Source organism: Marisediminitalea oceani, assembly GCF_003731635.1.
Classification (GTDB): Bacteria; Pseudomonadota; Gammaproteobacteria; order Enterobacterales; family Alteromonadaceae; genus Alteromonas; species Alteromonas oceani.
This window is the reverse complement of the sequence record NZ_RCUA01000086.1, coordinates 113414-134440: the sequence shown is the minus strand read 5'-3', so window position 1 is coordinate 134440 and position 21027 is coordinate 113414. Positions and strand designations below refer to the sequence as shown.

15 protein-coding genes are annotated in these 21027 nt (G+C 49.3%); 11 read left to right on the top strand and 4 right to left on the bottom strand.

The annotated features are described in order from the left end of the window. Positions 1–88 precede the first annotated feature (88 nt). Complete coding sequence (locus D9T21_RS21480; protein ID WP_123325438.1) at positions 89–1117, top strand: IS110 family RNA-guided transposase; 1029 nt, start codon at positions 89–91, stop codon at positions 1115–1117. A 1021-nt stretch (positions 1118–2138) separates the two neighbouring features. Then, a complete protein-coding gene (pckA, locus tag D9T21_RS21475) occupies positions 2139–3770 on the top strand; it encodes a phosphoenolpyruvate carboxykinase (ATP) (protein ID WP_123327211.1) in 1632 nt (543 codons plus the stop codon). Between the two features lie 45 nt (positions 3771–3815). Here pckA and D9T21_RS21470 read toward each other — a convergent pair whose 3' ends face one another. Beyond that, positions 3816–5981 (bottom strand): TonB-dependent siderophore receptor, encoded by a 2166-nt coding sequence (locus tag D9T21_RS21470; RefSeq protein ID WP_123327210.1) that lies wholly within the window; start codon positions 5979–5981, stop codon positions 3816–3818. A gap of 315 nt (positions 5982–6296) precedes the next feature. On the opposite strand from D9T21_RS21470, the gene D9T21_RS21465 reads away from it, so the two are divergent. Next, a complete protein-coding gene (locus tag D9T21_RS21465) occupies positions 6297–7079 on the top strand; it encodes a porin family protein (RefSeq protein ID WP_123327209.1) in 783 nt (260 codons plus the stop codon). Positions 7080–7131: 52 nt separating this feature from the next. Here the strand turns inward: D9T21_RS21465 and D9T21_RS21460 are convergent, their stop codons facing one another. Next, a complete protein-coding gene (locus D9T21_RS21460) occupies positions 7132–7911 on the bottom strand; it encodes a transglutaminase-like domain-containing protein (protein ID WP_123327208.1) in 780 nt (259 codons plus the stop codon). Beyond that, the gene (locus D9T21_RS21455; RefSeq protein WP_123327207.1) at positions 7908–9146 is read right to left on the bottom strand and encodes a hypothetical protein; all 1239 of its coding nucleotides are present in this window, start codon (positions 9144–9146) and stop codon (positions 7908–7910) included. Before D9T21_RS21455 ends, D9T21_RS21460 begins: the two co-directional genes overlap by 4 nt. A gap of 203 nt (positions 9147–9349) precedes the next feature. Here D9T21_RS21455 and D9T21_RS21450 point away from each other — a divergent pair, with 203 nt between their 5' ends. After that, on the top strand, positions 9350–10870 hold the full coding sequence (locus tag D9T21_RS21450; protein WP_241155786.1) for a S10 family peptidase: 1521 nt from the start codon (positions 9350–9352) through the stop codon (positions 10868–10870). Positions 10871–10953: 83 nt separating this feature from the next. Here the strand turns inward: D9T21_RS21450 and tal are convergent, their stop codons facing one another. Continuing rightward, positions 10954–11907, bottom strand: coding sequence for a transaldolase (tal, locus tag D9T21_RS21445; RefSeq protein ID WP_123327206.1), 954 nt, complete (start codon positions 11905–11907; stop codon positions 10954–10956). Positions 11908–12140: 233 nt separating this feature from the next. Here tal and D9T21_RS21440 point away from each other — a divergent pair, with 233 nt between their 5' ends. From D9T21_RS21440 to D9T21_RS21410, 7 genes are all read left to right on the top strand, one after another. Continuing rightward, positions 12141–13799 (top strand): ribulokinase, encoded by a 1659-nt coding sequence (locus D9T21_RS21440; protein WP_123327205.1) that lies wholly within the window; start codon positions 12141–12143, stop codon positions 13797–13799. Then, positions 13796–14488, top strand: coding sequence for an L-ribulose-5-phosphate 4-epimerase (locus tag D9T21_RS21435; protein ID WP_105933752.1), 693 nt, complete (start codon positions 13796–13798; stop codon positions 14486–14488). Before D9T21_RS21440 ends, D9T21_RS21435 begins: the two co-directional genes overlap by 4 nt. 38 nt (positions 14489–14526) lie before the next feature. After that, entirely contained in the window at positions 14527–16026 is a 1500-nt protein-coding gene (gene araA / locus D9T21_RS21430; protein WP_123327204.1) for an L-arabinose isomerase, read from the top strand. A gap of 130 nt (positions 16027–16156) precedes the next feature. Next, complete coding sequence (locus D9T21_RS21425; protein WP_123327203.1) at positions 16157–16741, top strand: HAD family hydrolase; 585 nt, start codon at positions 16157–16159, stop codon at positions 16739–16741. Between the two features lie 65 nt (positions 16742–16806). Then, positions 16807–18012 (top strand): aldose epimerase family protein, encoded by a 1206-nt coding sequence (locus D9T21_RS21420; RefSeq protein ID WP_123327202.1) that lies wholly within the window; start codon positions 16807–16809, stop codon positions 18010–18012. Positions 18013–18083: 71 nt separating this feature from the next. After that, positions 18084–19979 carry a family 43 glycosylhydrolase gene (locus tag D9T21_RS21415; protein ID WP_123327201.1) on the top strand — a complete coding sequence of 632 codons (1896 nt, stop codon included), beginning with the start codon at positions 18084–18086 and terminating at the stop codon, positions 19977–19979. Positions 19980–20150: 171 nt separating this feature from the next. Further along, entirely contained in the window at positions 20151–21008 is an 858-nt protein-coding gene (locus D9T21_RS21410) for an alpha/beta hydrolase (protein WP_164464803.1), read from the top strand. Positions 21009–21027 lie beyond the last annotated feature (19 nt).

The following is a 21027-nucleotide window of genomic DNA, read 5'->3' as shown; positions in this document are numbered from 1 at the left end:
GGATAATGAAATGGACCCACCCTTTAATACGGCTTCGTAATGAGCCATGATGAATTTGTTCAACCATCAAACAAGGGCGGATCCACAAATGAATATTACTACTGTCGGTTTAGATATTGCAAAGTCTGTGTTTCACTTTTATGCGGTGAACCGTGTCGGTAAGCTTATTAAGAAAAAGGTACTTAAACGTGCGCAGGTGATATCAACATTTCAACAACTTGAGCCTTGTATCGTTGTAATGGAGGCATGCGGAAGCGCGAATTATTGGGCCAGAGCAATCCAAAATTGTGGTCATGAGGTCAAACTGATAGCGCCTCAATATGTCGTAGCGTATCGTCGAAAAAATAAAAATGATTTCAACGATGCTGAAGCAATAGCGGAAGCTTCACAACGCCACAATATGAACTTTGTCCCCATTAAGAGCCAGGCTCAGCAAGATATCCAAATGTTGCTCCGCGTTCGCACACGTTACATTGATTGTCGGACTAAATTGAGTAATCAAATCCGCGGGTTATTAGCGGAGTATGGCTTGGAAACGAATGTCGGCAAAGCCGCTCTACGTCGTTTCCTACCAGAGGTGCTTGAAGATGCAGGTAACGGCTTAAGCGATGAATGCCGAAGCGTGTTTGCAGAACTTTATCTGGAGCTTATCGAGTTAGATAACAAAGTGACTGCGAGTGATAAAAAAGTGGCGACAGCGATTAAACCAATAGAGGTATGCCAAAGAGCCCAAACCGTCGTCGGCATAGGTCCAATTACAGCGGCGTCGATTTACGCTGCGATTGGTTTAGGAAAGAACTTTCAAAATGGTCGTCATTTTGCCGCCTGGTGCGGTTTGGTTCCTCGCCAACATTCGACAGGAGGGAAAGCCAACTTGTCTGGTATCACCAAACGTGGCAATGCTTATTTACGAACGTTACTGGTACATGGGGCGAGAACGACATTGAAGTACGCCAGCAAAAAGGACGATAAGCTGAGTCTTTGGGCGGAACATTTGAAGGTAGAAAAGGGTTACAACAAAGCTTGTGTTGCGTTGGCCAATAAATTGGCTCGAATTGTTTGGGCCGTTATCAACAGCGGTAAAGATTACCAACGGATGTATGAGCAGAAAGCTTAAGTGGTATAAAAGAAGTTAAGTAAGAACCGGAAGAAAACAAACTCACCAGCAGTTGCGAAATGATTTTGATTTGATGATAAACAGTTAAACTGGGTCACTTAAACACTATGCCCGTCATTGGCTCAAACAAAGAAGCCGTAGGGATGATAAGTTGAGTGACAGCAAATTGCATCAAGGCTAAGGGAGACGAATCTCCCTGTAACCAAGCCGAATATATGAAGGCAATAATTTTGTTTATTACAATGTCAAAATCACTTGCAAACCGGGTGGGTCCATATATGACGGAGGAGGTGTGTGCGGGATGACGGAGGAAGTGTGTGCAGGGGGGAACGAGGATGCGTCTGCCGGATGATGAGTCGAGGTGAATACGAGCGCGATAGCGCTTTTAGCTTTTTATTTGGTTCTTTGTATCGCGAAATACTGTTACCGGGCAGAACAAGTAAAAGCGTAGAGACATCATGGATGATGGGAGGGGAGGTAACTCCTGGATGACAGAGCGGTTATATGTTGCATTGTGATATGTCGGCTATTGCTGGCCATGCCATCCAAATTATCGAACCGGGATCTCCCAATAGCTCTGAATCAGCTTAGATAACCTTTTCAGGGGATCCCCGCTCAAAAGCATGCGGGGATGACGGAGTAGGTGTGTACGGGATGATGGAAGAGGAACTGTGGGAGTGACAGAGAAGGTGCGTGCGGGGATGACGGAGGAGATGTGTGCGGGGATGACATAGGACTTGTTTGCGGAGGTGACGTGGGATGCATATGCGAGGAATACGAGGGAGGAAACTCCGGAATAACGGACAATAGATTAGTCATACAAATGGGTGGTTAATTTTTAATCACATTCAACTGATGCATATCAATGTTAATTTCCGTCAATGCCGCTACAGTTGTACCGCTGGCTTAACTTTGTTATACCTAAAAGAGACCCTGCAACCAAAATAAAAACAATAAGTTCAGCGTTGCCTTTAGAAAAGTTTTCTAACTTAATTTTCAACCGTTCACGGAGGAAAAGGCAATGGCCATTTCTGTCGAAACCTTAGCGAAATACGGCATCAACGATGCCTCCGAAATTATATACAACCCCAGTTACGAGCAATTGTTTGCCGAGGAAACCCGTGATGATCTAAGCGGTTATGAACGTGGTGTGGTTACCGAGTCTGGTGCCGTGGCAGTGAGCACTGGTGTCTTTACCGGTCGTTCCCCCAAAGACAAATACATTGTTGAAGACGAAGTCAGTAAAGAACACATGTGGTGGGACAGCGAAGCTGCCCGTAACGATAACAAACCCATTAGCCCGGAAGTCTGGGCCGACCTTAAAGCGTTGGTGGGGGAACAGTTATCCGGTAAACGTTTGTTCGTAGTGGATACATTTTGTGGAGCCAATGAAAGCTCACGTTTAAAAGTCAGGTTTGTAATGGAAGTGGCCTGGCAGGCGCATTTCGTGAAGAACATGTTTATTCGCCCAACGGAAGAAGAACTGGCCAACTTCGGCGAGCCGGACTTCGTAGTGCTCAATGGTTCTAAAACCAGCAACCCCAAATGGAAAGAGCACGGCATGAACTCAGAAGTGTTCACCGTGTTTAATATGACCGAAAAAATGCAGGTCATCGGCGGTACCTGGTACGGCGGTGAAATGAAAAAAGGTATGTTCGCGATGATGAACTACTACCTGCCACTGAACAACATGGCTTCAATGCACTGTTCTGCCAACATGGGCGAAGAGGGCGATGTGGCAATCTTCTTTGGTCTGTCCGGAACTGGTAAAACTACCCTGTCCACCGATCCTCACCGCCGCTTAATTGGTGACGATGAGCACGGCTGGGATGAAAACGGCGTGTTTAATTTTGAAGGTGGCTGCTATGCCAAAACCATCAACTTAGACCCGGAAAGCGAGCCTGACATTTACCATGCTATCCGCCGTGATGCATTGTTGGAAAACGTCACCGTTGATGACAATGGCGTAGTGGATTATGACGATAACTCGGTAACTGAAAACACCCGGGTGTCTTATCCTATTCATCATATCGAAAATATTGTGAAGCCGGTATCCAAAGGCGGTCACGCTAAGAAAGTGATTTTCTTAACTGCAGATGCATTTGGTGTGTTACCGCCAGTTTCTAAACTGGATCATGCGCAAACGCAGTACCACTTCCTGTCTGGCTTTACCGCCAAACTCGCTGGTACTGAGCGCGGTATTACCGAACCCACACCCACTTTCTCAGCCTGTTTTGGTAAAGCGTTCTTAACCCTTCACCCAACCAAGTACGGTGAAGAGTTAGTCGCTAAAATGGACGCGGTTGGCGCCCAGGCTTACCTGGTGAATACCGGTTGGAACGGTACTGGTAAACGGATATCTATTAAGGATACCCGCGCTATCATCGACCGTATTCTGGATGGCTCTATTGAAGAAGCAGAGTGCCATACACTGCCTATTTTTAACCTTCAGGTACCTTCGTCGCTGCCAGGTGTAGACCCGGACATTCTGGATCCGCGTGATACTTATGAAAGTGCTGATGACTGGTACGAAAAGGCGACTAAGCTTGCTGAATTGTTTATTGATAACTTTGAGCAATTTGCGGTGAATGATAAAGGCCGGGCACTGGTGAAAGCCGGTCCTCAGCTTGAGCCGGTTGCCGAACAGGCATAACCACAACCAGAAATGAAAAAGGCCGCTAAGCGGCCTTTTTGTTTTTTAGTACTGCCAGTTTACTGACAACATGTAGTTACGGGGTGCGCCGTAATAACCTTGCTCCCAATAAAGCGACTTAAGATACTTTTCGTCGGTGACATTATTCACGTTAGCAATAATGGTAATACTGTCGTTAACCGTGTAACTGGCCATCATGTTCACCAGCGCGTAGGCATCCTGTTCAATGACGATGTCCTGACCCGCATTAGCATAAGCGGCGGGTACCTGGCCCACATTGCGTGAGGTGGCTTCCTGCCAGCGAATGGAAGTACCTACTTTAAGTGCCGGTAATGTCTGGAACTGATAGGTAGCATTTACGTTAACCAGTTTCTCAGGCGTATAATCGGCAACAAGCTGGTCGCCGTCGAGGTCAAAAAACGTCAGACCCAGACTGGTTTGCAGGCCGGGCAGAATTTCACCGGCTAAGTCGACTTCCCAGCCTTTAGAGCTCAGGCCGTCTGCTTCACGGTAAACCTGTTCTTCCACACCGGATACCGGGTTGGCGGCAAAGCCATTGGCAACGGCTACATTCACCTGATCAATATCGAAATACGCTACGGTAAGTAATGCATTACCGTCCATCAAAGATGCTTTAACCCCTAACTCTTTTGACTCACCGGTAATCGGGTCGAGACGGTCAAAGTTAGCATTGCGTTCGGTTTGGGGGGTAAATACCTCGGTGTAACTGAAGTAGGTGTTGATGTCGTCATTAATGGCGTAAACCAGACCACCGTAAGGCACAAACGCGTTTTCATCGAGGGTCTCGTCGATACCATAGGAAATACCGGTGACTTCCACCTGATTAAAGCGCCCGCCAGCTAACAGCGACAGGCTGTCGGTCAGCGCAAAGTTACCGCCAAAATATACCGCGGTTTGCTCTTCCTCGACATCACTGCCGGTAGCTCCATCGGTAAATTCTGGTAGTGGCGTGTCACCGGTCCAGTCTTCCATGGCTGGCAGTAACGGAAAGCCGTTACCGGTATGGAAGTCATAAAGCGATTGATCGGTATAAGCGACTTTGGCATAGCTCGCCCCCATCATTACCTGATGTGATTGTCCGAAGGCATCGAAGTTACCGTTCAGGTAGATATCTGCGTAATCGTGCTCATCATCCAGCGTGTATTCACTGCCGTAGCCAATCAGGCCCAGACCGGTTTCAGGATCCAGCAGCGTAACACCGGTATCTGCATCGCGTGATACGTACGTGTAAAACAGTTGGGTGTCTTCATCGGTTTCAATGTGCGTGTAATCCGCTTTAAGTGACCAGCCTTCAGCCAGTTGCTGTTCCAGGAACGCGAAATAGCGGGTGTCGGTAACATCCCATCGTGACCAGTCGGCAGACGTGCTGGTGCTGGTGTCGAAGTTAGTTGGCGTACCATCGGCGTAGTACAGGGTTAACGCGCCCCACATATTGCCTTTGGCATCGCTGGTTTGCTGGCTGGCGCCAACAGTTAGCTGAGTGGTGTCGGTAAGGGCAGCGCTAATAACACCGTAAGCCACGGTTTTATCTAACTCATAGCGGTCGAGGTACGACTCTTTATCTTCTTTAACCACCACCACGCGGGCGCCTACTGAGTCTGATAAAGGTGCTGAGGCATCAATGTCGAGGCGCTTGGCATTCCAGCTACCCAGCTGGGCTCGGGCCGATATCTGAGTGTTCTCGGTGGGTTTTTTGCGCACGTAGTTGATGGTAGCAGAAGGGCTGCCGGTACCGGTCATCAGACCGTTGGCGCCACGCAATACCTCAACTCTTTCGTAAATGGCGGTGTCGATGTCGCCGTGCACGTTGCCGCTTAATACGGGCAACCCCAGGCCGTCGACCTGAAAGTTGGTCACATCGAAGCCGCGGGCGGTAAAATAAGTGCGGTCGGTTTCGACTTCCTCTACGTTGAGGCCGGTTACGGTATCGAGTACCGCATTAATGTTATTTAACGCGAAATCATCAATCATTTCCTCGCCGATCACACTGATTGACTGAGGTAAATCCTTAATGTCCAGATCCAGTCGGGACAGGCTATCAGCTTTTTCATACAGATAATTATTTAAGCGCTCGCCACTTACCGTGAGCTTTTCAATATCCTCATCGTCAGGCACTGCGTTTGCGTTGGCAACGCCGGCCGGCAGAGCGAGAGAAGTAAGCAGGGCGAGACTGATCGCGTTATATTTCATTAATAATTCCAATGTAAATGATAATAGTTCGCATTATTATATTCATGAGTTGGCATTATGCAACCATCTCATTGAGAAAATCCTGCAGAGGATGAAGCGCGTGATGATGTGGCCTGGCTGAAATAAGGTGTTGAGAAAGAGTAATCCACTACATAAAAAAGTGTGGCACGGGTGTAAACGACTGAACTATTTGATGGGGTATAAGTCGTAACCAGTGTTGTTGATACTGCGGTTCCGCTTAACTGGCGCGTGGCTTGGTTACGCTTCGCCAGCGTGGACTGCTGACCTTAATTTTTCTCGTAACAAGGATACGTTATGAAACATTCCATTTTACCCATAGCCCTTTGCGGTTTGTGTTTTTCTGGTTTTTCCGTAGCTGCACAAAACGAAATCTCTTTTGGCCTGGCCGATATAAAAAACTACGGCGACGACTTTATTGGTATTGAATACAAGCGCTATTTGTCTGATGTACCGGTGAGCGGACAGCCCTTTCTTATTTCGCCTTACCTGAATAAAACTAACAGTGTTTTTGTCCGTTATTTTGGTGACAGTGCCGTCGACCGCTATGAACTCGGCGGTGAGTGGTTCGTTGACGACAAATGGGTGATCAATTCAAAATTACGCTATGGCGATTTTGACCGCAGCGTGTCTTTTCGTGAAAGGTACCTGTACGCCGACTTTGACGCTGGCTACTTTGTTACACCTGAATGGCAGGTGGGCGGCGGTGTTATCTATGAATATGCCGATGGCAGAATTTACGGTACCCACCGTTCGGTGAATGAAACCACGGCCCGGGTATTTGGGCGCTATACAAACATAACCTCAGGCAGTGGCTGGGATATCAATATGGAGATGATGTTAAACGATTTGGCCAGGGTTGAGCTTGATGCCCGTTATTTCTTTAATCAGCGCTTTAGCGCAGGGTTTTCCTACCTCGCTGAGATAGACAATGATAGCAACGCGTATCCGCGGGACGATATTGCAGAACTAACCTTGGATTACTGGTTTACGCCGGGCTGGTCGATTCAGGCTGGTGCCGGTGCTTACACGTCGGGCGGGATGGCCAGCATAACGCTGGCGACCAGCGTGCGATTCTAGTTTAATAGTGCGTGCGCATTTGCCTAAACAGATGCGCATCGCTTACAACCGCTTATTGCAGGTTTTGTACATTTACCACGCGGTTGGGAAACAAAGAAGAAGCCATCACTAAAGACATGGCAAAGCCAGGCCCTTCATTGTCGAGTATGCCGGTTGGCAGATAGTAAAACTGCTGCCCTTCAGCTCCGTACAGTGCGGCATCAATAATCTGCCATTTACCCTTATACCAGACTTCAGTCCAGGCATGACCAAATGCATCGGCTGATTCAGCGTAAGCTGTGATCACTGTCCCTATGGTTAATCGGGCAGGCATGCCTAAACCTCTGGCTAAAGCCGTTGTCAGGGTGGCAAACTCAGTGCAGTCGCCAGAACGTTGCGTAGCTACCGTAGAGGCCAGATTGAACCCATGAATATAGGTCGGCTCATTAATGTACTCACTCACATAGGCGGTGATTGCTTCCAGCTCGTCGGTATCCGTGCGGGTTTTGGTAAACCCCTCGATAAATGCCCGGGTTGCCGGTTCCTCGGTATCAATAACAAAACTGGGCTGCGCATATTTACTCTGCACCGCGCCGGTAAACCGCGGCTGATGGGTTAAACCAACTGCCACGGTGTTTTTACTCAACTGTTCTGTGGTCACACCGCTGTAGTTGCTCAGATGTTTTACCAGCGAGGCGGCCTGGCGCGTTTCTACTTCCAGGTAAATAGTGTTCGTTAAAGCGCCGGACTGGCTGGCACTCATTGTCAGCGGTATCTCAGCCAGTGAAGGCACTGACTGTGCACTAACGTTTATTGAAAACGTCAGTGCCAGGGTGGTAAGGAGTTTGTTCATGGCATTACCGGCTGGCCTTTGCTGTACACTTTTTCAAGTTTCAGCTCGGCACCGCCCTGAGCAATGGAGCCTTTTTCAAAGGAACCATTCTCTGTGGCCAGGTATTTAAGGGTTAGCGGACCCAGATCAAATTGTAAATTGGCGTCGGGCAGTTCGTCGATTTTGGTAAAGGTAACTGGCAAGGCTGAGGTTGGGTCGGCATCAGAAAGCCAGATGTGATAATCGGCTGAAGGTGCATCACTGGCCAGCAGTAGCGCCGTTTCTGTGTAATTACCGAAACTCGACAATAACCAGCTGTTGTATTCCAGAGTCGCGCTGACTTCTTTACCCTGCATTTGGCCTGTTACCTGCCAGGCATCTTCGGCAGAACTGATAGCAAACTGTGAAGCCAGCTGGCCATTTTCAATGGTATATTCCTGAGCGTTGATAAGTGAGCCATCGGGGCGGCTCCATTCCAGTGTTTGCGAATCTGAGCGTGATACTGCCACCTGGTCGACCGGGGTAATCATGGCATCGCGCAAGACGGTTGCAATATCGCCGTCCTGATCAATGGTGTGTTTCTCCTGAGAGTAACCCACCGGTATACCATTGATGGTCATGCGGTAGGTGGCTTCATACAGTTCTGGTTGCTTATCGTTAGCCGTAAAAGCCCGGACAAAACTGGCGAATACGTCGTGGAAAGCCTGCTGATAGCCCATTTCATTATGCACACAAATTTGCAGGCTCTGGTTGGTCTGAGCTGATAACCCTTTTAATACGCCGACAACCTTTTCGCTGCCTTCGCCTAAGTTATATAAAGTGTCTAATTGCAGGAAAGGCGTGTCGCCAATCATGCCCATATCCAGGCCCAGCGTGAAACGCCCGGATAAGGGTTTTCCGTTAATCTGTTCTGCGCCGCCAAGGCTGTGTTCCACAATGGCATGCAGGGAGTTGGCTGCGCCATCAAACTCTAAAAAGGCGTAACATTCTACCGGTGAATCAGAGCCGATATCCATAGTGTAATACCATACGTCGGTGCTACCGCTGTCTTGTAACACGGGTTTGCCTTTTACCTGGGCGTCGACATTCAACCGTTCGATAACCATTTTTCCGCTGGTTTCGACACTGGTTTCTCTGGCCATGGATTGTTGGAACCAGTCAGGAAAATCGGCCAGGTTAATCAGGTATTCTGCATTGGCGTTCGCTGATATCGTGGTGGGTAACAGAAAAAGGGCGGCAGACTTTAATAACTTCATAAAGCTCATTCCTTGTTAATGGTGGGACATCCTAAAACGGGATTTAACATACTCATTTATTGATGGTTTGACCACATTATTTTTCATTCGGCTATGCCGGATGTTCATCATCGGTTTGGGTGAGCTCGTCGTTTGTAGCCTGTATTGTGGTGAAATCGCTATATACTTAAATGGCAATAAATCTAAAAACAGGTGGAGCAACTATGCGCTTTGGATTAGGGACTAAGTACTGGTTACTGGTAATTGGCTTGTTGATGACATCGGCACAGGCCGAGGATGAAAAACTCCCTGTCGAAGCACCGCAAGCGTTCATCACAAATCACAGTGGTAAGTTTAACGGTCAGAAAATTGCTTACAGGGCTACCGCGGGCGAAACCTATCTACGCGATTTAAAAGGCGAACCCAAGGCCAGTATCTTTTCCTTTGCCTATACCAAGCAAAAAGCCGAAACAGCTAAACGGCCCGTAACTTTCGTGTGGAATGGCGGGCCGGGCTCGGCGTCGGTTTGGCTACACATGAGCGGCCTGGGGCCGGCTTTTGCTGAAGTGCCTTCGGATGCATCCCATCCGGGGTTACCGCCTTATTTACCTAAGAGCTCAGGCAACTCAATCATGGATGTCACGGATCTGGTCTTTATCGACCCGGTCGGCACCGGATATTCCCGGGCTGTGGGGGAGTATGAAGGTAAAGCCTTCTGGGGACTTAAAGAAGATGCGCAGTCGATGGCTGAGTTTATCCGTACCTGGATGACTGAGAATAACCGTTGGGGTTCGCCGATTTTTATTCTTGGTGAAAGTTACGGCACCACCCGTGCGGCCTACGTGGCCAACATACTGCAAAAAAACATGAAGATTAGTATTAACGGGCTGGTGTTTGTTTCACAGGCGCTGGACTATCAGGGTTCATCGCCGTATATCCCGGATAATATTATCTCCTATGTTACTTACGTTCCGACCATGGCGGCAGCCGCTTTATATCACGGTAAAGTTACTCCGGTACCGCAGAATAAACAGGCATTTCTGGAGCAGGCCCGTCAGTTTGCCACCAACGAACTACTGCCTGGCTTGTTTGCCGGCAACCGTTTAAAGCCCGAACAAAAACGCCAACTGGTTGAGCGCCTGGCTTACTTTACCGGCTTAAGTCCTCAATACGTGGAACGCGCTGATTTAAGGATCAGTGCACGGCGCTTCGCTAAAGAGTTATTGCGGGATGAAAGCAAAACCGTTGGCTTACTGGATGCGCGCTACTTAGGCGATGAGCGTGACGATCTGGATGACAGCACCAAACGGGATGCGGCATCAGATACCATCTCGGCCGCCTTTAACAGCGCCCTGCAAGTATATCTGCGTAACTCACTGAACGTTGATTGGGAGCGTCAGTACCTGTCACCGGCAGACCCTGATCTAAGACGTTACTGGCGTTACCGCACTAATAAAGACGGTAGTGCCTGGGAGCCAACTTACGTTACTACGGCAGGACAATTATCTGAGACATTGCGAATTAACCCTCAGTTAGATGTGTTGGTAGCATCAGGATATTACGATTTGGTCACGCCGTTTTTTGATGCCGAATATACCCTTAACCGCCATGCAATAAACGCAGAGCAAATCTGGTATACCTATTATGAAGGGGGCCATATGATGTACGTGAACAGCGAGGCGAAGGTTGAACTGTTTAACGATGTTCGTCGCTTTATTGAGGGTCACATACCCACCAATAAATAATACATTTCTACCGGTATTCGTATAATTAAAAAAGCGACTGACAGATACCTGTCAGCCGCTTTTTTTACAATGAGTGTGACTGGTTATTTGGCCAGATCAGTCAGCATCGTTTCCAGTGTTACCTGATCTTTAGCAAACTGGCGAATACCCTGAGACAGTTTATCGGTTGCCATGGCATCTTCGTTCATATCCCAGCGGAAAGTTTGCTCGGTTAACGCCGCCGGTGCCGCTTTAGGAGAATCAACCGGTGTCAGTTTACGCGGCAGTTCTGCTTCAGTGTTAGCCAGCTCATCCAGTAATCCCGGGCTGATGGTCAGACGGTCACAGCCAGCCAGTTCCTGAATCTCACTGATATTACGGAAGCTGGCGCCCATTACGATGGTGTCATAACCGTTTTCTTTAAAGTAGTTATAGATACGGGTAACCGACTGCACGCCCGGATCGTTTGCACCGCTAAAGTCAGCATCTGGCTGGTCGGCTTTATACCAGTCAAGAATACGGCCCACAAAAGGTGAGATAAGGAAAGCGCCGGCTTCAGCTGATGCGCGGGCCTGGGCGAAAGAAAATACCAGAGTGACATTGGTTTTAATGCCCTGGGCTTCCAGAATGCGCGCGGCCTGAATACCTTCCCAGGTAGCAGCAATCTTAATCAGTACGCGGCTGGTATCAATGCCCTGATCACGGTAAAGCGCCAGTAGGTGATTGGCTTTTTCAACGGTGGCCATGGTATCGAAAGATAAACGCGCGTCTACTTCAGTAGAAACATAACCCGGCACCTGTTCCATTAGCTTAGCGCCAATAAGTACCGCCAGTTTGTCTGCAGCGACGGCTGCTACGTCATCGGTAGCGCCCTGATCTTTAGCCCATTTTACCGCTTCGATAGCCAGCGGACGGTACTTTTCAATTTGTACGGCTTTTAACAATAGCGACGGGTTGGTTGTTGCATCCTGGGGTTGATACAAAGCAATGGCTTCGAAGTCACCGGTGTCAGCAACGACGGTCGTGATAGATTTTAGCTGTTCTAACTGGGTAGTCATAGTTCTTTCCACTCTTAATAAATTCAAAGGGTTACTAAGTTTTTCAGGCCTTGGCAGTTGCGCTTAACAGTTTTTAGTTGGCAACTATACCAACTTCTACGATGGCGATTTATTCACCAGCTATACTGTTAATATTAATTTTATATTACCTTTACATTTGCCTATTATTGATATTATCATACAATTAAAATTTATTGGCTAATTTTGTTAGCAGTGAGTGGAATTAAAATATTATGTCTCGTTATACATTAGGGCTGGATTATGGCTCTGATTCGGTCAGAGCCTTATTGGTAGATGTAACAACCGGCGAAGAGCTGGCCAGCCATATGGTGAATTACCCGCGCTGGGCACAGGGCCGTTATTGCGAGCCCGCCAAAGATCAGTATCGCCAGCACCCTCAGGACTATGTGGATAGCCTGGTCGAAGTGGTGAATGCGCTGTGGTCTAAAGTACCTGCCGGTACGGCTGATAAAGTTGTTGGCATGAGCTTCGACACTACCGGGTCTACTCCGGTGGCAATCAATGCCGAAGGCGTGCCATTGGCATTAACCGAAGAGTTTAAAGAAAACCCCAATGCGATGTTCGTATTGTGGAAAGATCACACGTCGTTGAAAGAAGCCGGTGAAATCACCAGGGCTGCCAATAACAACGATGTTAACTACCTGGCTTATATGGGCGGTATTTATTCTTCGGAATGGTACTGGGCCAAAGCCTTGCACATTTTCCGTCAGGATCCGGCGGTGAAAGCGGCCACCTACAGCTGGGTTGAGCACTGTGACTGGATGACTGCATTAATGTGTGGCACTACTCATCCTTCACAGTTACAGATGGGCCGTTGTGCAACGGGTCACAAATTAATGTGGAACGAAGCCTGGAACGGTTTCCCGCCAAATGATTTCTTTACCTCGGTCGATCCGCTGCTGGATGGCCTGGTAGACACCCTGAACCCGGCAACTCAAACCAGCGATCAGGTCGCCGGTGAATTAACCGCCGAATGGTCTGAAAAACTCGGTCTGCCTGCGGGGATTAAAGTGGGTTACGGCGCATTCGACTGTCACATGGGCGCGGTGGCTGCCAATGTTCGCGAAGGCGTGCTGACCAAAGTGATGGGAACATCGACCTGTGACATCACGGTAACGTCTTACGAAACCATTGGTGAAACCTGTGTACGCGGTATCTGCGGACAGGTGGATGGCTCGGTTATTCCAGGCCTGGTTGGCCTTGAAGCCGGTCAGTCTGCGTTTGGCGATCTGTACGCCTGGTTTAAAAACCTGGTGCTGTGGCCAACCAACAATTTACTCCACGAGCTGGTGGAATCCGGTGCTGATGAACTGGTCGATAAGATTGAATCGCTGACCTTACAGCGCTTGTCTGCTGCTGCCGCTAATCTGCCGGTCAGTGCCAAAGATATTACCGCGCTGGACTGGGTTAATGGTCGCCGTACACCGGATGCCGACCAAACCGTGTCTATGGCGTTAACCGGTATCAAAATGGGTGCCGATGCTCCGCAATTATTTAAAGCGCTGGTGGAAGCCACAGCGTTTGGCGCGCGGGCGATTACCGAACGCTTCCGTGAGGAAGGCGTACCAATTAACTCGGTAGTAGTCATTGGCGGCATTTCGAAAAAATCTGACTACGTAATGCAAACCTGCGCCGATGTGTGGAATTGCCCCATCGACGTACTGGAAAGTGAACAGAGTTGTGCCCTGGGCGGGGCCATTATGGCTGCTGTAGCGGCTGGCGAATACCCAACCGTCGCCGAAGCTCAGCAGGTAATGGCGTCGCCTGTTTGCAAACAATATCTGCCGGATGCATCGAAAGTCGGTATTTACGACGAGTTATACCAAAACTATCAAACATTGGGCGACTATGTCAGTGGAGGTAAAGCATGAGCTACACCGAATTAAAACGGGAAGTATACGAAGCCAACATGGAGCTGCAGCGCCGTAATCTGGTGATCTACACCTTTGGTAATGTGTCACAGGTTGATCGGGATAAAGGCGTGGTGGCTATAAAGCCTAGTGGCGTGTCTTACGATCAGATGAAGCCGGAAGACATTGTTATCGTGGATATGGAAAATAACATCGTGGAAGGCACCATGCGTCCTTCTTCTGATACTAAAACCCATACCCATCTTTACCGTGCATTTGACTCGATTGGCGGTGTAACGCACACCCACTCAACCTATGCCACAGCATGGGCACAGGCGCGCCAGAGCATTCCTTGCCTGGGCACTACTCATGCTGATTATGTACATGGTGAAATTACCTGTACCCGTGACCTGACCGATGAACAGGTAAACGGTGACTACGAAGAAGAAACCGGGGTTCAGATTACTGATGCCTATGTGGATCGCGACCCGGCCGCAGCACCGATGGTAATCGTTGCCGGCCATGCGCCATTCACCTGGGGTAAGGATGCAGCACAATCGGTATATCATGCCGCGCTACTCGAAGAGATCGCCAAAATGGCTTATCTCACAAGGACTTTAGATCCCAATGCCGCTGTGCTCAAGCAAGCCGTATTGGACAAACATTATTTACGCAAGCACGGTAAAAACGCCTACTACGGCCAAGAGTAACTCTACCTGCAAGCCCTTTATTAATAGAGGACAGAATTATGACTACAGTACAAAAAGAAGTATGGTTTATTACCGGCTCTCAGCATCTGTATGGCCCACGCGTACTTGAAGAAGTCGCAGGTAACAGCCAGGCGCTGGCCGCAGGCCTGAACGAAAACAACCTGCCGGTTAAAGTGGTTTACAAAGACACCGTAAAATCTGCAGCGGAAATTCATCAGGTTTGCCAGGCGGCAAACAGCGATGCCAACTGTGTTGGTTTGATCCTGTGGATGCACACTTTCTCGCCAGCCAAAATGTGGATTGCCGGCCTGAACGAACTGCAAAAGCCATGGTTACACCTGCATACTCAGTTTAATGCCGGTCTGCCGTGGAGCAGCATCGACATGAACTACATGAACACCCACCAGAGTGCCCACGGTGACCGTGAATTTGGTTTCATCGGCAGCCGTATGCGTAAAGAGCGTAAGGTAGTGGTTGGTCACTGGCAAAACCCCAAAACCGTTGCGCAGATTGACGGCTGGTGCCGTGCAGCATTAGGTTGGGCAGAAAGCAAGTCACTGAAAGTGGTGCGCTTTGGCGACAACATGCGTAACGTAGCGGTAACTGAGGGCGACAAGGTTGCAGCACAAATTACCTTTGGTTACGAAGTGCATGCTTATGGCCTGCAGGACTTAGCGGATGTGGTTAACAGCATTAGCGACGGCGACGTGGCAGCGCAACTGGACGCTTACTATCAGGAATACGACGTTAGCAAAGAGCTGCTGACCGACGATTATCAGCGCGATCGCCTGATGAAAGAAGCCCGCCTTGAACTGGGTATGGAGAAATTCTTCATCGACGGTGGTTTCGGTGCTTTCACAAATTGCTTTGAAAACCTTGCTGGCTTAACTGGTCTGCCTGGTCTGGCAACTCAGCGCTTAATGGCGAAAGGCTATGGTTACGGCGGTGAGGGTGACTGGAAAACAGCGGCTATGGTACGCACCATGAAAGTGATGGCGCAGGGCCTTGAGGGTGGCTGTTCATTTATGGAAGACTACACCTATAACTTCACTGATTCAGTGGATCAGGTACTGGGTGCGCACATGCTGGAAATCTGCCCGTCAATTGCCGGTAAGAAGCCGCGTCTGGAACTGCACCGCCATACCATTGGTGTGAAGTGTGACGTGCCGCGTCTGCTGTTTGCAGCCAAAGCAGGTCCTTCCATCAACGTATCGCCAATCGATATGGGTAACCGTTTCCGTATTCTGATCAACGAAGTAGAAACCGTTGAACAACCAGAAACTACACCACACCTGCCGGTTGCTTCGGCGCTGTGGGAGCCTAAGCCAAATCTGGAAGTAGCAGCCGCTGCCTGGATCCACGCCGGTGGTGCACACCACGCTGCGTACAGCCAAGCATTAAGCTCAGAAGTTATTGAAGACTTTGCTGACATGGCGGGTGTTGAAACTGTCGTTATCGACAGCGATACCAACCTGCGCAACTTCAAGTCAGAACTGCGCTACAACGCGGCTTACTATCAGCTTAAGCAAGGTATCTAATCGACCTGTTGGCTCATTGCAAAGATGAGCCAACATCATTGTCATACCAGTCATAGTAATATAATCGCAGGTAGCTCGTGTTACATTGCGATTTTATTTTATGACTTGTACAGATTGATTAGGAGTACTCATGGTCGACTTAAGCTCTTATAAGGGCATTGTGTTTGATATGGATGGCACGTTGGTAGACTCTATGCCAGCGCACATGGAAGCGTGGCGGGTGACCTGTGAAAACTACGGTTATCCCTTTGATCTCGATTATATGTATTCACTGGGTGGCGTACCTACGCAACAAACCGTGGTGGTACTGAATGACAAATTCAGTATGGACCATGACCCATCTGAAGTTGCCCGCTATAAGCGCGAAAGCTGGGAAGCTATGAAGCTTGAGCCGGTCATTATCGAATCGACAATGGCCGTGTTTAATCACTATCGCCCGCATATGGCAATTGGTATAGGCACCGGCGCTGAGCGCCCCCATGCCGAGCATCTGCTAACCGCCCATGGGCTTCTTGAGCGCATCGATTCGTTAGTTACGGCGACTGATGTTACCCATGGCAAACCTCATCCGGAAACCTTTTTAACCGTTGCGCAGCAAATGGGTGTTGAGCCGTCTGAGTGCGTGGTGTTTGAAGATACCGAGATTGGTCGCCAGGCAGCCGAGGATGCGGGAATGGACTGTATTATGGTTAACAACGGCGAAATTCAGGTCTGATAGACTTGCATTCCCTATGTTAATTGTAATATAAAAGTATAAAAATTATTATAGGAATGTAAAATATGCCGTCGTTATCTTTCTCCGGGGTTCGCCCTGCGTTTTTCTCCCGCTCCGGTAAACAGGCCAAATGGCTGCTGGCCGGAGTACTAACACTGACATTTGGCTGTGCCAACCAGGTTATGGCCGACAAGCAAGGACAATCTATGACTACCACTCCCAGTGCTACCGTTAGCGCGTTTGGTTCGCTGAGCGACGCGACCCCGGTTGAAAAAGTCATTCTTAAGAACAGCAATAATGTGGAAGTTGAAGTGATCAGCTTCGGCGGCATTATTACCCGTATCGTTACCCCTGATGCCAACGGTGAGTTAGGCAATATTGTGTACGGTATGGAAACCATCGAAGAATATGAAAACGGTAACCCTTATTTTGGCGCGCTGATCGGCCGCTATGGTAACCGTATTAAAGACGGTAAGTTTACCTTAAACGGTACCGAGTATCAGCTTGCTACCAATGATGGCGATAACCATCTGCACGGTGGTGTGCAGGGTTTTGATAAGAAAGTCTGGAAAATGGACCCGTTTGCAACCGCTAACAGTGCTGGTGTTACGCTGACGCTGGTAAGCCCGGACGGCGATCAGGGCTACCCGGGTGAACTGACTACCGAAGTCACTTACACGCTGACCAACAACAATACGCTGGATATGCAGTTTATCGCTACCACTGATAAACCAACCGTAGTGAATCTCACTCAGCACTCGTATTTCAATCTGGCTGGCAAAGGCACCATCTTAGATCACGAATTACAAATCAATGGTAACTATATCACGCCGGTAGACGGTGGTCTGATCCCCACAGGCGAGCTGGCTCCGGTGGCCGGAACACCATTCGACTTTACCTCACCTAAAGCCATTGGCCGCGATATTGAAGCAGACAACGAGCAACTGGCGCTGGGTAAAGGCTACGACCATAACTACGTGTTAAAAGAACAGGTAGACAATGAGCTAATCGAAGCGGCTACCGTTTACGAGCCTACCACTGGTAGGGTTCTGCGGGTACTCACCGAAGAGCCGGCAGTACAGTTTTATTCTGGTAACTTCCTGGAAGGGGCTACCGAAGGCTTTGGTCAGCAGCATATTTTCCGTGGTGCCTTGTGCTTAGAGCCGCAACATTATCCCGACTCGCCGAATCAGGCTGACTTCCCAAGCACCACTTTATTGCCGGGCGAAGTTTACTCAACGCGTATCGTTTACGCCTTTGACACAAAGTAAGTCAGCGTTAAGTCATTAATAGTAACACCCGCCGGCTGGCGGGTGTGGTAACCCAGATAGAGAGAGCAATCATGATTTCAAAGTCGCTTAAACGACTTGGTATTGGTCTGTTGGTAATGTCTTCCCTTGCCGGTTGTAACAGCACAGACAACGAAGAGGTCACTGAAACCAAGGTGAATGTCGCGACTGAAGCATCGGGCATTTTCACTAACCCCTTGTTTCCTAATGGCGCCGATCCCTGGTTGGAATACTGGGATGGTAACTATTACCTGACCACGACCACCTGGACATCGCAATTAGTCATGCGTAAATCGCCAACGCTGGCAGGTTTAGCTGATGCGACGCCGGTAAATGTGTGGTCGTCTACTGACCCTGAGCGTTGCTGTAACTTCTGGGCGTTCGAATTCCACCGCTTAAAAGGGCCAAACGGCTATCGCTGGTACATGATGTACACCGCCGGACAGGACGGCACGCTGGATTATCAGCACCTCAACGTGCTGGAAAGTGTAGGTGATGATCCTATGGGACCGTATCAGTACAAAGGCGCTTTAATGCCCGAGGTATGGAATATCGATGGGAACTATCTGGAACACGACGGCAAGCTCTACGTGATCTATTCACAGTGGCGTGGTGATACACAGCTGAACATTATTGCTGAAATGGAAAACCCGTGGACGCTGAAAGACCAGGAACATATGGTGCTGACCACACCAGAGCTGGACTGGGAAATCAGTGGCCGTAAGGTTACCGAAGGGGCTGAAATTCTGCAGCACAACGGCCGCACTTTTATGACCTACTCAGCCAGTTTTTGTAATACACCGGATTATAAGCTCGGCTTACTGGAGTTAACCGGTAACGACCCGATGAATCCTGACCACTGGACCAAATCGCCGGAACCTGTTTTCAGCCGCACCGAAACGGTGTTTGGTCCTGGTCATAACGGTTTCTTCACCTCACCGGATGGCAGTGAAGACTGGCTGGTGTATCACGGCAATGACTCTGTTGAGCATGGCTGTAGCGCTACCCGTTCATTGCGCGCCCAGAAATTTACCTGGTCTGAGACCGGTGAGCCTGAATTTGGTGAGCCTTTAACGCCGGGCGTAGAAGTCGCGCCGCCATCGGGTGAGAACGGCCCATTGGTAACCCGTGTACAGGGTCAGCGTTATCAGTTGGTGAATGCAACCAGTGAGCTGTGTCTGGATATCTCTGCCGACCCGGAAGACAACCGCGCAGTGCAGCGTCAGTGCGCCGGGACTAACGGCCAGTGGGTGCTGGACTCGACCACCGACGGTTTCATTCGTCTGGCTAACCGCGAAGACAGTAAATTCCTGGAGGTGGCCAATTGCGCTACGAGCGACAATGCCCGTGTGCAATCGGCGGCCTGGCGTAACAACTACTGCCAGCAATGGAAAGTGGAAGCCGGTATCGATGGCAATGTTACGCTGAGTAACCGTTATTCGGGTAAACCTCTGGCAGTTGCCGGGTGCTCTGCATCGGCCAATCAGGCTGTGCTGCAGCACAATACCGACAGTGCCTGTAATCAATGGCAGCTGCGCCCCATGGGTGAAGTGGCCCTGATGAGCCAGCAAAGTGGTAAGGCGCTTGCCGTGAATGGCGATAATATCGAACAGCAGGCCTTTGATTACCAGGCAGAGCAAAGCTGGTTATTTGTGCCAACCGATACGGGCTATCTGTCGCTGAAGCAAGACGCTGATAGTGAGTTATGTGTGGGTGTGGATGCCAACCAGGTTGTGCCGGGTGCCAACATCAGTATGGTGAACTGCGAAGAGAAAACGGCGCAGTGGCGTTTAACGCCGAAAGACGGCGGTGGCATGATGCTGTTTAACCGCTATACGCGTTTGCCACTGGGCTTAACCGACTGTGGTCTGGCTGAAGGAACCAATATTGCGCAACAGCCGGACTTAGCCACACGCTGTCAGATTTTCCATCTGCGCGAACCACAGTAAGTCATTACTTTTTAAGTACCTTGTTGTTCAAAGGGGGAGTACCGAGTAGGGCGGTGCTCTCCCTTCTTTCTTTGCAACTCCTCAAACCACGAAGCAAATGCATGACCCTGCATGATTTTTTACGGTTTTACTGGTACGCTTAAAGCAGTTAAGAGTTATCCAGGGAAAGGCATGCGCCGTTTTATCAAAGCCTCCATCATTACCGTCATCGCAGTGGTTATCACCGGCTGTGTGATCAACGTCACACCGGGCAATCTTATTTATCAGTCCACCAAAACCGAAAAACTCAATCTTACCCGCTTCCAGGAGCAGGCCTTTAAGGATGATATGTCGGTTGCCCTTAAAGCAGTAAGCCTGACCAGTGAGCAGGGGCATACTCTGCGCGGTATTCAGGCGCTTTATCACGGCGCAAAAGCTAACATTCTGTTGTTTGGTGGCAACGGCATGACCATCAATGAGTCAGCCAATATTGTGCACCGATTTGGCGCCATTCCGGCCAACGTGATTTGGTTTGATTACCCCGGCGCGGGGATCAGTGATAAACCAGCTAAACTTGACCCCGAAGCCATGATGGCTGATGCGCTGGCAATATATGACTTTGCGGCTGATAAACTGCGTAACGATAAACCTTTTATTGTTCACGGCATTGAGCTGGGGAGCGCCGTGGCTGCCAATATTGCATTGCAGCGCAGCCCGGATGCGCTGGTGTTAGAAAAACCCATTGTTAACCTCTCTCAGCTTATCAATGACAATTCACCGGGCTGGTCTGGCTGGTTTACGCGGATCAAACTATCTCCCAAACTGGCGGCGGTGGATAACGCCTATCAGGTGGGTAGCTACGAGGGCCCCTTGTTGATTTTAGTTGGCGAAAAAGACCTTACCACCCCCCCTAAATATAGTCAGATACTGTACCGGGTTTCCCCATCAGACAATAAAAACCTGGTAGTAGTAGAGGGCGTTGGTCATGACAAGCTTATGCGAAGTCCTATTGCTGTTGATGCCTACAAAGCCTTTGTTGCCGGTTTGTAACTATTTAGGCGGATTAACA